This window comes from Cellulomonas sp. GTC20042, assembly GCF_055389595.1.
Window position 1 is genome coordinate 1,494,734 of the sequence record NZ_AP043678.1, and the last position, 13,874, is coordinate 1,508,607.

A 13,874-nucleotide genomic window follows, 5' to 3' on the forward strand; every position below is an offset into this window, starting at 1 on the left:
ACGGCGAGGATGAGCACGACGCAGCGGGGACGGTTCATCGTCGTCGAGGGGATCGACGGTTCCGGCAAGTCCACGCAGGTCAGCACCCTCGTGCGCCGCCTGGAGGACGCCGGCGTGCCGGTGCACGTCACCGCCGAGCCGACCACCGGACCCATCGGCGTGCTGATCCGCCAGGCGTTCTCCGGCCGCATCCCGCTGGACGACCGTGTGATCGCCGCGCTCTTCGTCGCCGACCGGATCGACCATCTCACCAACGACCGGGACGGCCTGCTCGCGCTGCTCGACTCCGGCGTCACCGTGATCAGCGACCGCTACCACCTCTCCTCGGCGGCGTACCACTCCGGCGACACCGGCATGGACTGGGTGCTCGCCGCCAACTCCGTCGCCACCGACCTGCTGCGCGCCGACCTCACCGTCTACCTCGACCTGAGCCCCGAGGCCGCCCTGCGCCGGCTCCAGGCCCGCCGCGAGGCCACCGACAAGTTCGAGGTGATCGAGCGGCTGACCGTCGCGCACGACGGCTACGAGCAGGTGATCGCCCGGGTGCAGGACGTCGAGCGCGTCGAGCGCGTGGACGCCGACCGCGACGCCGACGCGGTGGCCGACGACGTGGAGCGCCTGGTGCGCGGGGTGCTCGGGGTCTGAGCGCCGCGTCCCCTGCCGGGCCGGACAAGCACGACGGCCGGCCCCGTGGAGGGGACCGGCCGTCGAGGTGGAGCGGGTGACGGGAATCGAACCCGCGTAGCCAGTTTGGAAGACTGGGGCTCTACCATTGAGCTACACCCGCGTGATCTGCGCCGGGACAGCCTACCAAGCGTGACGACGCGCTCCGCGCACCCGACTAGACTCCCGCTCGCACGGGATGTGGCGCAGGTTGGTAGCGCGTCCGCTTTGGGAGCGGAAGGTCGTGGGTTCGAATCCCGCCATCCCGACCGTACGGCGGGAGCCGGTTCTCCCGCCCGCCGAGTGCCCCGCCGGCACTCCCGGCCTCCGCCGCCCTGCCATCGCCGCGCGGCCGGCGCCCCGGAGCGCATCGACTCCCGGCACCGGCTCTTCGCCACGCAGCCGGGCTGGTCGCCACCTCATGTCGGGCGCGCGCTCGGCGCACCGAGATCCGCGAGGCAATTTTCGCGACGCTCTGTCAGGACAGCCTTACTTAGGTTAGGGTTACCTGAGTAGGGCGGATCTGCCCTGAGACAGACGAGCAGGTCCGGGCGTGCGTAGGGGCGGCGCCGAGGTGACCGCTCCCATGGCGAGAGGTGCCTCCAGCGTGCGCACGTGGTCCCTTGCTGCCCGACGCGATCGTGGTCACCGGTCGGTGCACCCGCGCCGATCTGCGCTGACCGCCGTGCTGGCCGTGACCGGCGCGCTGGTCGCCCCGGTGCTGGCCGCCGGCCCGGCGTGGGCCGCTCCCGCCGTGCAGGTGCAGAGCGCCGTCGGCTCCGCCACCGCGAGCAGCACCGAGCCCACCGCCGTCACGGTCTCCGGCACCGGGTTCCAGTCCGTCCAGGGCGGCTTCGGCGGCATCTACGTCATGTTCGGCTGGGTGGACCCGACCTCGGGCGCCTGGGCCCCCAGCCAGGGCGGCGTGTCCGGGGTGGACTACCGGTACGCCGCCGACACCGCCTCGGTCGACAACGAGGGCTTCCAGCGGTTCGTCGCGTTCCCCGGGTCCGACACCGCGTCCGCCGCCAACGGCGGGGAGATCGCCGCCGACGGCACCTGGTCGGTCACCATGACCATCCCCACGCCGCAGCTCGAGCTGATCGGCCTGGACGGCGCCACGACCCCCGTGGACTGCACCGTCGAGACCTGCGGCGTCCTCACCATCGGCGCGCACGGCGTCGCCAACGCCGCCAACGAGACCTTCACCCCGATCACCTTCGTCGACGACCTCGCCGCCCCCGCAGGGGCGGCCCCGACGGCTGAGCCGAGCGAGCCGGCAGCCTCGGTCACGGGCGAGGCCGAGCCGACCACCGCACCGGTCGCCGCCCCCGCAGACGGGTCGGCCACGACGGAGAGCGCCGCCGAGGACAGCGGACCCCCGGTGGCGGCGTTGGCCGCGGGTGGCGTCGCGCTGCTGGTGCTGCTCGCGGGTGCCGTCGTGCTGATCCGGCACCGCGTCGCGACCGCCCGGGCCTCCACAGACGGTGCCGGAGCGACCGCCGACCCGCCGGATCCGGGCCCGAGCACCCGCTGATCGACCCGGCCGACATCCGGCCACCCCGGCCGGACCCCGGCCACCACGAACGTCCGCGCCGGCACCGAGCCGGCCGCGGAACAACACCGACGCCGCGAGGCCCGGTGCGGACCCGAGGAGAGGGACAGGATGCAGACAGGACGGACGGCGGTACGGGACCGGCGCCGCGCGGTGACCGCGATCGCGGCGCTCGTGGCGGTGGTCACCACGATGCTCGCCCTCCCCGCACAGGCGGCCACGACGGTGGCGTCGGCCCAGTGGGGGATCAAGGCCTCGTTCCAGAACTACGTGACGAGCTACGCCTCGGTGAAGCCGGTCGTCGCGGCGACGCCCGCCACCCTGGCCTCCGGCGTGTTCACGCTGCCGGCGACCGTCACCTCCGACACCGAGGTCGCCCTCGGCGGCGGCATGACGTTCAACGCGTTCGGGCACGGGTTCCGCCTCGGGTTCGCGAACCTGCACGTCGAGACCGACGGCACCACCGGCTCGATCGTCGGTGACGCCACGATCCAGACCTTCGACACCACGACGTTCGAGCAGCTCACCACGAGCACCACGCCCGACTTCATCGTCGCGACCTTCGACCTGAGCACCGTCACGCCGACGGTGGGCGGGGACGGCAGCAGCACCTACGCCGGCGTGGCGACCACGCTGGGTTCCGGCTGGGGATCGCTGCACTCGGGCCTCGCCTCGTACAGCAACGGTGCGGGTGACCTGCTCACCGTCACGCTCCCGGAGGCGGGCACGGCCACCGGCACGGCGCTGACCGCCGCCCAGTGGGGGGTGCGGGCCTCGTTCCAGAGCTACGTGACGAACTACGCGTCGGCGAAGCCGGTCGTCGCCGCGACCCCGGCCACCCTCGCCTCGGGCGTCTTCACCCTGCCCGCCTCTGCCACCTCGGACACCGAGGTCGCGCTCGGCGGCGGCATGACCTTCAACGCGCTGGCGCACGGCTTCCGCCTGGGCTTCGCGAACCTGAAGGTCGTCGTGTCCGGCACCACCGGGTCGATCGTCGGCGACGCCACGATCCAGACCTTCGACACCGCGACGCTGGAGCGTCTGACGTCCACCACAACCCCGGGCTTCGTGCTCGGCACCTTCGCGACCGACGGGGCCACCCCGGTCGAGAACGTCGACGGCACGCTGACCTACACCGGTCTGGCGACCACCCTCGGCTCCGGCTGGAGCTCCCTGCACCCCGGCCTGACCTCGTACAACAACGCCGTCGGCGACGCGATCACGGTCACTCTGCCCGCCGTCGAGACCGATCCGACGACGCCGACCGACCCGACGACGCCGACGGATCCCACGGACCCGACGACGCCGACCGACCCGACCACGCCGACCGACCCGACCACGCCCACGGACCCGGGCACCACGCCCACCGGCCCGTCGACCTCCGTCACCCGCACCGCGAACGCCGACGGCTCGCTCGACCTGACCGTGACCGGCACCGGCTTCACCACCGCGGCCGCGGGCGTCGGCATCTACGTCGCCGTCGGCCCGAAGGTCGGCGACGCCTGGTACCTGAACGCCTCGGTGTTCCAGGACGCCAAGTGGGTCACCACCTCCGCCGCCACCGAGACCGCCGTGATGGCGCCGCTCGCCGCGGACGGCACGTTCACCGTGCACTTCACCGGCGTCACCCCGACCTACGTCGGCGGCGGCGTCACCTACGACCAGGCGACCACGCCGTTCTCCGTGCTGACCTTCGCGGCGCACGGCAGCACCGACCGGTCCTCCGACACGGCCACGGCGATCTCGTTCGTGATCGACGACGAGACCCCGACGACCCCGACGATCCCGAGCGTGCCCAGCGTCGGTCCGACCGTCACCCCGGCCGCCGTCGACGTCGCCACCACCGACGGCGTGATCCGCACCGGGTCGCAGGTCACCATCACCGCCGGCGGATTCGGCGCGAACGAGACCGGCATCCGGCTCGAGCTGCACTCCGACCCGATCCTGCTGGCGACCGGGCTCACCGCGAACGCCGCCGGCGTGGTCACCGCCACGTTCACGATCCCGGCCGACGCACCCACCGGCGCGCACACCCTGGTGCTGATCGGTGCCGGCCACCAGGCGGAGGTCGCGATCACGATCGCCGCCGCGCTGCCCACCTGCACCGCCCGCGCGGTCTCCGGGGCGAGCCTCACCTGGGGCGTGCGGGACTCGTTCCGGTCCTACGTGACCGGCCCGATCGCCGGCGGCAGCATCTCGTCCTCCGGGGTCAGCGGCTCCGGCCCCTGGACCTGGTCCGGCGGCACCGGCAGCTTCAACGCCAGCAGCGTGATGGGGCTGACGAGCTGGGGCGGATCGGTCCACTTCACCGGCCACAACGGCACCCTGGACGTCACCCTGTCCTCGCCCGCGATCCGGGTCACCAGCGCGTCCGCCGCGACGCTCTACCTGACCGTCACGGACTCCGACGGGAACACCTCGCGGGTCGCCTTCGCCACGCTGAACCTGGCGGCGGGCTCCTCGAGCACCGGTGACACCGCGGCCCGCTGGAGCGGGGTCCCGGCCACGCTGACGACCGCGGGTGCCGCGGCGTTCGCCGGCTTCTACTCCGCGGGGGAGTCCCTCGACCCGGTGTCGTTCACGCTCCCGCTGGGTGCGGAGGTCGAGTGCGACGCCTCCACCGGCGCCCTGGCGACCACCGGCGCCGACGGTGCAGGTGCGCTGACGGCGCTGGCCGGGATGCTCATCCTCGGTGGCGCCGGCCTCGCGGTGGCGACCCGTCGTCGCCGTCGCGGCGCGGTGCTCGGCACCGTCTGACGCTCGGACCCAAGGAGGGCCCGGCGCGGGGCTATGCTCCCGCGCCGGGCCCTCCTGCGGTCGGTCCCGCCCGCCGGCCGACCGGTCGTCGCCGGCTCAGCGCCCGCGACGCCCGCCGTCCGGATCCGCCGCCGCCCCGGGGCCGCACCTGCCGCACCCGCCGGAGGGGTCCGGCGTCGGCTGGGCGTCGTCGGCGGGGCGCTGCCTCGGGCGGCGGCGGGCGCGGGTGCGCTCCGGCTCCTGCTCGTGCCACCAGCGTTCGAGGGGGTGCTCCGCGATCATGGGACCAGCACACACGCTCGTGGCCGCGCGTGCCAGGCACTGCTGCTGCCTGTCTGTGAGCCGCCGAGCCCCCGGCCCGACGCCGCTGACAGGTAACGCCAGTGCCTCCTCCGCTCACCGCCGCCGACCTACCGTGCTGGACGGACGCGCGACCCGCACGCGTCCGCCGCGACGAGGAGCACACGATGACCACCTGGACCCCCGACGAGCTGACCCGGATCGGGCGGGCCGACGAGCTGCGGATCGCCTCGCGCCGCTCCGACGGGACGCTGCGCGGCTTCGTGACGATCTGGGTGGCCCGCAGCGGCGACGAGGTCTACGTCCGGTCCGCGCACGGCGTGGACAACCCGTGGTTCCGGCGTGCGGTGGCGTCCGGCAGCGGGCGGATCGAGGCCGGCGGCGTGGCGCGGGACGTCACGTTCGAGCAGCCGGAGGACGAGGTGCACGCCGGGGTCGACGCGGCCCTGCACACGAAGTACGACCGCTACGGGCCGGGGCCGGTCGGGGCGATCACCGGGGCGTCTGCGCACCCGGGCACGTTGCGTCTGATCCCGGCCGCCGCCTGAGCAGCGACGGGGCGGGGTGCCGATCGGCGCCCGCCCCGTCGTCGTCCCCGCGGTCAGCGCCGACGCGCCGCCGGGGCGAGCTCGTGCGTGCCGTAGGAGTTGTCCACCGGGTTCAGCGTGACGCCGGGGGCGACGATCTGGTCGATCCGGTCCAGCACGTCGGCGGGCAGGGTGATCTCCGCGGCCGGCAGGTAGGACTCCAGCTGCTCCATCGTGCGCGGGCCGACGATCGCGGCGGTCACGCCCGGGTGGTTGATCACGAAGGCGATCGACATCTCGAGCAGGCTGAGGCCGGCCTCCTCGGCCAGCAGCGCGAGCTGCTCGACGGCGGCGAGCTTGCGGACGTTGTCCGGCAGGCTCATGTCGAAGCGCGCACCGGGGCGGGCCGTGGACGCCGGGGTCGGCGGGTTGTCCGCCCGCCACCGCCCGGACAGCCAGCCGCCGGACAGCGGGGAGTAGACCAGCGATCCCATGCCGTAGCGCTGGAGGGTCGGCAGCACGTCCTCCTCGATGCCGCGCACCAGGATCGAGTACGGCGGCTGCTCGGTGACGAAGCGCTCCAGGCGGCGCTCGCGGGAGGCCCGCTGCGCCTCCACCACCTGCGAGGCGGCGTAGGAGGACGAGCCGATGTACCGGACCTTGCCCTGACGGACCAGGTCGGTCAGCGCGCCGAGGGTCTCCTCGACGTCCACCGCCGGGTCGGGCCGGTGCACCTGGTACAGGTCGATGTGGTCGGTGCCGAGCCGGCGCAGCGAGTCCTCCACCGCGCGCACGACCCACCGGCGCGAGCCGCCGCGGGCGTTCGGGTCGGCGCCCATCGGCATGAAGAACTTGGTGGCGAGCACCACCTCGTCGCGTCGACCCTTCAGCGCCTCGCCGACGATCTCCTCGGACACCCCGGCGGAGTACACGTCCGCGGTGTCGACGACGTTGATCCCGGCGTCGAGCGCGCGGTGGATGATCCGGGTGGCGTCGGCGCGGTCGTCGTTGCCCCACGGGCGAACATCATCGCGCCGAGGCACAACGGGCTGACCTGGACGCCGGTGCGTCCCAGCGGTCGCAGCTGCATGAGCGTTCCTTCTTCCCTGCTCGGACCGGGCCTGGTGCACCCGGTGCTCCTCGACCGTAGGGAGATCGGGGCAGGTGGTGGGAGGGTCTGTCGCTACCCCGGTGGGCGAGCGGCCGCGTCGATCGTGGTGAGGTCCGCAGTGTCCGTCGCGGGTTCGGGTCCCCTCATCCCGGCGGGCCCCCTGGAGCGCCGACGTAGTGCGTGCCGATAACGGTGCCGACACTTGTAGCGATCGTCCGGCTGACCGGTGAAGGATCGTGTGATCCACGTCACACAGGAATCCGTCCTCTGTGGTTCGTGGCGCGCGGCATGATCGTCTGCAAATGCACGAAGCCGTGGCGTCGGGCGCCATTGTTCGATCCAGGTCCGCCGATGCGCGAGATCGTGGTCGAGGAACGAACAGGGGGGCTTATGCGATTCGCTGCTAAGATTGTGCTCGGGACGATGTGTGCCGCCATGATGACGCTCGCCGTGACGGTGCCAGCGGGGGCTGCCGACGTCGGCTCGCCGGACCGGGGAGTCGCGGTGGTCGGTGTCGAGGCGATCGATCCCTCGACGCTCGACTGGTTCGACGAAGAGACCGGTGCGTCGATCGCCAACCCTTTCCCTGACGCGCCCGTGCCAGGTCACGGCGGGATCTCGCCGATGACGACCGAGGAGGGCTGCACCGCGTCGAACTACAGGGTGCTGTTCACGAAGTACGCCGACGCCACCTACTACAGTCTCTGCTACCGGGGCGTCGGAACCTTGTCCGTGGCGAAGTCCCAGCTCGACTACCTGATGCTCGACAAGGTGATCGGCGTGTGCCCGGGCAACAACCGGGGGCAGATCCGCTACCAGACCTGGAGCGGCAGCTACACCTCCACCCTGCGCGGTCCTTACGCCTACAACAGCACGTGCTTCTACTTCGCGGACTCGGGCTTCAACCCCACCGGCTTCGACAGGGTGACCCTGAATCCTGGCGCGTAGGTGCGCACAGCCATGCTGACCTGGGCTCGGATTCGGCGACGACACGTTGTGCCGGTCGTGCTCGCCCTGCTGGTCACAGCGACTGTGGCGGCGTGCGAGGCGCGGGATCCGGTCCCGGTCGAGCAGCCGCCGACGCGGGCGAGCACTCCGGCGCCCGCGTCACCGCCGACGGCGGCACCCGCCCCGCCCGAGCCGGCCGTCACCGCGACCCCGTCGTGGCCCGACGCGGCCTCCGGCGTCGCCCTGCCTGCCCATCCGCTCCGCGACACCGGCGAGGCGCCGGGGGCGGGAGGGTCCGTCGGTCCGCAAGTCGACGGGATGCTCACCTACACCGTGGTCGAGGGCGACGAGCTGGCGAGGATCGCGGCGCGGTTCTACCCGGACGACCCGCTCGGACTCGCGCTCAACCTGCTCGGTGGCGTGAACAACACGGGGCCGCTGGTCCCGGGAGACGCGCTCGTGCTCCCGTCTGGAGTCGGCCCGGGAGACCAGGTCGGCTGACCGCTCCGACGCCCTCCGACGTCTCCAGGGTGTCGTCTCCGCGTCGCGGAATACTCCGCTCGCGTCGCTCGTGAATGACTTGTTGATCGAGGGGGAAACGGCGTGAAGAAGGTGACGCTGCGGCGACGCAGGATGATGGCGACGTTCGTCGCCGCACTCATCGCAGGGTCCGGGGTGCCCCTTTCTGCCGAGGCGTCGTCGCCGCCGGTGGATGATTCCGAGCCGGCCGCCGCGGTGGACGCCGGGCGGCCGGATCGGTTGACCTCGGCGCAGGCAGACCGCATCGTCGGGGACGAGTGGGAACAGTCGGACGACTTCTCCTGGCGGCTGGTCGGCGACCCCTCGGGACTGCACGTCGTCGTGGCGCGCGCCGACGCAGGCTTCTCGTCCGAGACTGTCGCCACCCTCGGTGCCGACGGCGTCGAGACGGACCGGTGGATCGGCAACGGCTGTCTCGCGGCGGACGGGGTGCACCTGGTGGTGGCATACGCGCCCCGCGCGTTCACGAACGACGAGCAGCTCTTCCTGCGCGGCGCGCTGGTCGCAGTCGTCGACCTCGAGACCGGTGCGGTGACGACCAGCACGGCGCGCTCGTCGCTTGAGTACTTCTCCCCGGGGTGCGGTGCCGGGGACGACGCGGTGCTCACCGCGTCGGGCGGCGAGAGCATCGACGCGACGCTCCTCAGCGTGATCGATGTCGGCACGGGCGAGGTCACGCAGCAGGTCGAGGTCGCCACGACGATCACCTCGGCGATCCCCACCGAGGCCGGCATCGTCGGCGCGGCCGGCGGGACCCTCGTCCGCGTCGAGGACGACGCGAGCGTGACCGCGGTCGCCGCGACGACGGCGACGGCCTCCGAGCTGGTGCTGGACGCCGAGGGCGGGCTCGTCTACCTCGACCACGATGGCGACCTCGCACAGATCGCGCGCCTGGCACCGGCCGACCTGCGGGGCGACGGCCCGGTCGTCACGGCCGAGGCCTTCGCCGAGGCACCGCTGGGCGACGTCGGCGTGACCAGCACGAGCGAGGGGCGTGTCCTGGTCACCGGCGACGCCCGCGCGATCTCCGACCTGCCTACGGACGTCGAGCTCGTCGATGCGCCCGCGCAGGCTGAGGTGAGCGTGCACGGCACCTCCCTGGCCGTGCTCGACTCGGTGGTCCCGGCCGGGACGACCCTCGACCTCACGGCGGCGCCGACGGAGCTCGCGCTCACGGTGCTGGACAGAGAGGGCGACGACCAGGTGGCGCTGCGGGGCGTCGCGACCCCGGTGGCCACCGTCATCGCGCCGTCGGAGGCACCAGGCTCGGCGCCGGCGGCTGAGGACGCGGCGGACACCTCGGCGCGCGCAGGGGTCGCCGCAGCGCGTCCTGCCGGTGATCCTCATGACCCGGTCGAGGCGGAGCGCACCTGCTCCGTCCCGCGCAACGACCCGCAGAACCAGGCGCTCCAGCCCAAGCCGCGGCAGGTCGAGTGGGCGGTCAACCGGGCGGTGTCCGACACCCTGGACATCCAGCGCCCGGCCAACTGGAACAACCTCGGAATGCCGGCGTACACGCCGCAGGGGATGTTCCCGTTGGTCCAGCTCGACGGTTCTGCGGCCGGCACCCGCATCCCGTCGCAGGTCGTGCTCGGCGTGCTCGCACAGGAGTCCAACCTCTGGCAGGCGACCGGCAGCGTGATGCCAGGCATGACCGGCAACCCGCTCACCGGCAACTTCTACGGGCTCGACTTCGACGCGCCGTCCGACCTCGCCCGCTGGGATGTCGACTGGGACAAGTCAGACTGCGGCTATGGTGTGGGGCAGATCACCGACGGAATGCGCCTACCGGAGTACGTCGGCACCGGTGTGGCGTCGTACCCGTACGCTACCCAGCGCGCCATCGCGCTGGATTACACGGTCAACATCGCACTGGCGACCAACATGCTCGCCGAGAAGTGGAACCAGACCCGTGCAGCAGGTCTGATCGTCAACGACGGCAACCCGGCACGCATCGAGAACTGGTTCTTCGCGATCTGGGCGTACAATTCCGGTCTCTACCCGGAGTCCGCGCGATTCACCCAGGACCGCAACGGCGCCTGGGGTGTCGGCTGGGGCAACAACCCGGCGAATCCGAGCTTCCCTGCCACGCGCGGACGCTTCATGGCGTTGCAGGCCGACGCAGCGAATCCGCAGAACTGGCCTTACCCCGAGAAGGTCATCGGCTTCGCCGCCTCGCCGCCTACGCTCTACGAGGCCCCGCTGACCCCGGTGGCGGGCTTCCGCGCCGCCTACTGGGTGGGTACCGACCCGACCGGCAACCGAGAGACCTCGAAGCCGCCGATCAACACCTTCTGCTTCGACACCAACGACTGCTACCCGGGCACGAACCAGACCGGGCAGGCTCCGGGGATCGACGGGTACCCGGTCGGTCCTTGCCAGCACAAGAACGCCGCGGGGCAGTACGACGGGAAGTGCTGGTACCACGGCCCCGTGACCTGGAAGGACAGTTGCAGCACCACATGCGGGCGTGAGTTGTGGCGGTTCGACAACACCTACCTGGCTGAGCAGGCGAACGGGAACTCCTATCCGCCGGCGTGCACCCGGTCTGGCCTGCCGGCCGGTGCGCTTGTGATCGACGACATCCCCGCGTCGGCGCCGATCGTCCGCCCTGGTTGCTCCCGGTCCTCGACCTCGGCAGGGACCTTCAGCTTCGACTTCGCCCGACGCGGCGGGGACTTCCCGTCCAAGGTCGATCTCCATCAGGTCGGCGGCGGGTATGACGGGCACTTCTGGTTCGGCCATGCCCGCACCGACGACATCCGCGAGGGCAGCATGAAGATCTCGGGGACCTGGACCCTCGATCGCAGCCTCCAGCAGTGGGCACGGGTCCTGGTGCACATCCCGGACGTAGGTGCGCACGCGCAGGACGCCCGCTATACGGTGTCGGACGGCAACGGGGGGACGAGCGAGCGGACGCTCCCACAACGTGTCGGGACCAACTCGTGGATGAGCCTCGGCGTCTTCGAGATCGACGGCGTGCCCTCGGTCACGCTCTCGACCGAGACCTGGAGCGGGGACGGCTTCTGGAAGGACGGCCAGGGCAACCTCGTCGTGACCAACCAGGACGTCGCCTTCGACGCCGTCGCCTTCGAGCCGCTCGCGCAGAAGCCGGCGGACATCGTCGTCGCGCTGGGGGACTCGTATTCCTCAGGCGAGGGAGGTTCGGCGTCCGGCGGTGTCGACTACTACTCCGTCTCGAACAACAACGGGAACAACGGCCCGCTCCGCAACGGGTGCCACCGCTCGCCGTTCACCTGGTCCCGGGTCGCCCAGCTCGACGGTGCTGTGGCCACGGTGGGGGCCCGGGCGGACGCGCTCGACCCAACCCTGGACTACCACCTGGTCGCGTGCAGCGGCGCCGAGGTGCACAACATCTTGGCGACCCGCACGACAGCGCTGGACGACTCGGTCTACGCGGACGCGAGGCAGACCACGAACCGTGGGCAGTACGGCGAGCCCACGCAGATCGACCAGGGATACCTCAACGAGGACACGACCCTGGTCACGTACTCGATCGGGGGCAACGACTTCGGATTCGCCGACATCATCCTGGCGTGCGTGGACCCGAAGATCATCTCCTGCCGGTCGCACATCTTCGGTGACGACGGCGCACCGCTCTACCAGGTGTACCAAGCGCGGATCGACGACTTCGTCAAACCGTCGATCTCGACCACCCTGCAGGCGATCCACGACCGAGCGCCCAATGCCAAGATCGTCCTCATGGGCTACCCGGCGGTGATCGCGGGCGACGGCTCCACGCTGGTGACGATCGAGGAACGAGCATTCACCGTCGAGATGGCGTCGGCGCTGAACGCGGGAATGGCCGAGGCCGTCGACGAATTCAACGCATCGGTCGGTGTCAGCGGCAACGCCAGCGTGGCGGCGTTCGCCGACCCGCAGAGCGACTTCGCAGGCAAGGGTGCGGGCGGCAACCCTGAGATGATCCATGCGGTGATCACCACGACCACCGCGGGTGAGGAGTCGGGAATCGCCTCGCAGCAGTCCTTCCATCCGAAGATCGGAGGGTACGAGCTCTATGCGGATGCTCTTGAGCGTCGCCTCTCCGAGCTGGGGTGGTAAGGCGGCGGGTCTGGTCGCGCTCGTCGGCCTTCTGGTGGCCCTCGGCCTCGGGGGGTGTGCGATCTCGGGGTCGCAGCGCCGCGAGGCCGAGGAGATCGCCACCGCACGGGTGCGTGACCTGGCGCGGCTCGACCGGCTGGACGTCGAGCGTGCCGCATCGGCGGGGGCGCTCGACGCGGCGGAGATGGTGGCGGTCCTGGTCGCATCGGACCGCGCGGTGGTCGTCCGGGAGTCGCCGGACACCGTCGGCGGGGTCGTGCTGGGCTACCTCGACTGGGGGCAGGCGGGCGGCGGCACTACTGGGGCGACCGTGTACGCGCGCCTCTGCGTCGAGCTGACGGTGAGCGGCGATGGGGCGGCGTCGATGGTCGACGCGGGCTGTCCGGAGCGGATCACCGCTCCGCCCGGCAAGTCGCTCGTCGGGGTCACGCTCGACTAGAGCGCGTGTCCGCGCCACGCGTCGGGAGGCGTTGGGCGACCGGGCCGTGGAATCTGCACGGGAGGGCGGTGCGATGCAGGCCGGTACGTCGATCGCGATGTGACGAGATGAATATGTGAAAGCGCTGCGCGCGTGTTGGTGGAAGCCTAGTGTGATCCTTGTCGGACGTTGATTCCGACAGTGATCGCGAACAGGGGAGAAAGAATGTCCACGTCATCACGAATCACGCATCTTGCCACAGTGGTTGGCGCGGTGGCTGCGCTCGTCGTTTCCGCACCGGCGGCGATGGCCTCGCCCGAGCCCGCCGTTCCGCCGGTCGAGAGTGCGACCGTCTCCATCCCGGAAGGAGCGACCCTCGTCACCGTCGACGAGCTCTTGGCCCTCGGTGCTTCGGCTGCCGAGGTCGCCGACCAGCAGGAGCTCTGGGCCTCGCTGCCGGCAGACGTACGCGCCACCCAGGTTGCGCAGTCGCGGGTCGAGCATGAGCTGTTCGCCGACGCGTTCGAGAGCATCTCCGTCGCTCCTCCGGTGCTCCAGAATCCTGGGGGGATCACGCCGATGGTGATCAAGTCCGACTGCACGACCAATTCATACAAGATTCGCGCGGTCTCGACCTACCAGTGCTTCATCGGCACGGCAGGCACGCTCGCGTTGGCGACCCCGGTTCACAGCTATGGCGAGCCGGGCACCGTCGCGCTCCAGCCCGGGGGCTACACGGGTCGGGTGAAGTACATGGTCGGCAACGGCGCGTACTGGAGCGCGTGGCACGGAATTCCTGACTACAACTGGTACGTCTTCGGCGAAGAGACCTACGACTACGACGACCACTTCCAGATCACGCACGTCCAGTTCCTCCCGTGACGGACCTGATTCAGGAGGACCCTGTCCGGTATATCCGGATCGGCGTAAACTGACCCCTGACGGCCGCACGAGGCGGTGCGACCGTCAGGG

Annotated in this window: 9 protein-coding genes, 2 tRNA genes and 1 pseudogene; 10 read left to right on the plus strand and 2 right to left on the minus strand. The window is 71.4% G+C overall.

Going from position 1 to position 13,874, the window contains the following annotated elements:
• Positions 1-9 precede the first annotated feature (9 nt).
• Positions 10-645 (plus strand): dTMP kinase, encoded by a 636-nt coding sequence (tmk, locus tag ACZ5HG_RS06945; protein WP_464181325.1) that lies wholly within the window; start codon positions 10-12, stop codon positions 643-645.
• A gap of 68 nt (positions 646-713) precedes the next feature.
• Here tmk and ACZ5HG_RS06950 read toward each other — a convergent pair.
• Positions 714-787, minus strand: a tRNA-Gly gene (locus ACZ5HG_RS06950).
• A 71-nt stretch (positions 788-858) separates the two neighbouring features.
• Here ACZ5HG_RS06950 and ACZ5HG_RS06955 point away from each other — a divergent pair.
• From ACZ5HG_RS06955 to ACZ5HG_RS06970, 4 genes are all read left to right on the plus strand, one after another.
• A tRNA-Pro gene (locus tag ACZ5HG_RS06955) sits at positions 859-932 on the plus strand.
• Between the two features lie 416 nt (positions 933-1,348).
• Positions 1,349-2,200: a hypothetical protein gene (locus tag ACZ5HG_RS06960; protein ID WP_464181327.1), complete on the plus strand. Its 852-nt coding sequence runs from the start codon at positions 1,349-1,351 to the stop codon at positions 2,198-2,200.
• 129 nt (positions 2,201-2,329) lie between these two features.
• Complete coding sequence (locus ACZ5HG_RS06965) at positions 2,330-4,975, plus strand: HtaA domain-containing protein (RefSeq protein ID WP_464181328.1); 2,646 nt, start codon at positions 2,330-2,332, stop codon at positions 4,973-4,975.
• 467 nt (positions 4,976-5,442) lie between these two features.
• The gene (locus ACZ5HG_RS06970; RefSeq protein WP_464181330.1) at positions 5,443-5,823 is read left to right on the plus strand and encodes a DUF2255 family protein; all 381 of its coding nucleotides are present in this window, start codon (positions 5,443-5,445) and stop codon (positions 5,821-5,823) included.
• Between the two features lie 53 nt (positions 5,824-5,876).
• Here the strand turns inward: ACZ5HG_RS06970 and ACZ5HG_RS06975 are convergent.
• Positions 5,877-6,892 (minus strand): annotated as a pseudogene (locus ACZ5HG_RS06975) (aldo/keto reductase).
• Positions 6,893-7,264: 372 nt separating this feature from the next.
• Between ACZ5HG_RS06975 and ACZ5HG_RS06980 the strand changes: the two are divergent.
• From ACZ5HG_RS06980 to ACZ5HG_RS07000, 5 genes are all read left to right on the plus strand, one after another.
• The gene (locus tag ACZ5HG_RS06980; RefSeq protein ID WP_464181332.1) at positions 7,265-7,861 is read left to right on the plus strand and encodes a hypothetical protein; all 597 of its coding nucleotides are present in this window, start codon (positions 7,265-7,267) and stop codon (positions 7,859-7,861) included.
• Positions 7,862-8,179: 318 nt separating this feature from the next.
• Entirely contained in the window at positions 8,180-8,362 is a 183-nt protein-coding gene (locus ACZ5HG_RS06985) for a LysM peptidoglycan-binding domain-containing protein (RefSeq protein ID WP_464181335.1), read from the plus strand.
• Positions 8,363-8,464: 102 nt separating this feature from the next.
• Positions 8,465-12,484, plus strand: a complete 4,020-nt coding sequence (locus ACZ5HG_RS06990) for a hypothetical protein (RefSeq protein ID WP_464181336.1) — start codon at positions 8,465-8,467, stop codon at positions 12,482-12,484.
• Positions 12,453-12,923, plus strand: coding sequence for a hypothetical protein (locus ACZ5HG_RS06995; protein WP_464181337.1), 471 nt, complete (start codon positions 12,453-12,455; stop codon positions 12,921-12,923). The genes ACZ5HG_RS06990 and ACZ5HG_RS06995 overlap by 32 nt, the downstream gene beginning before the upstream one ends.
• Positions 12,924-13,175: 252 nt before the next feature.
• Positions 13,176-13,784, plus strand: a complete 609-nt coding sequence (locus ACZ5HG_RS07000) for a hypothetical protein (RefSeq protein ID WP_464181339.1) — start codon at positions 13,176-13,178, stop codon at positions 13,782-13,784.
• The last annotated feature ends 90 nt before the right edge of the window (positions 13,785-13,874 follow it).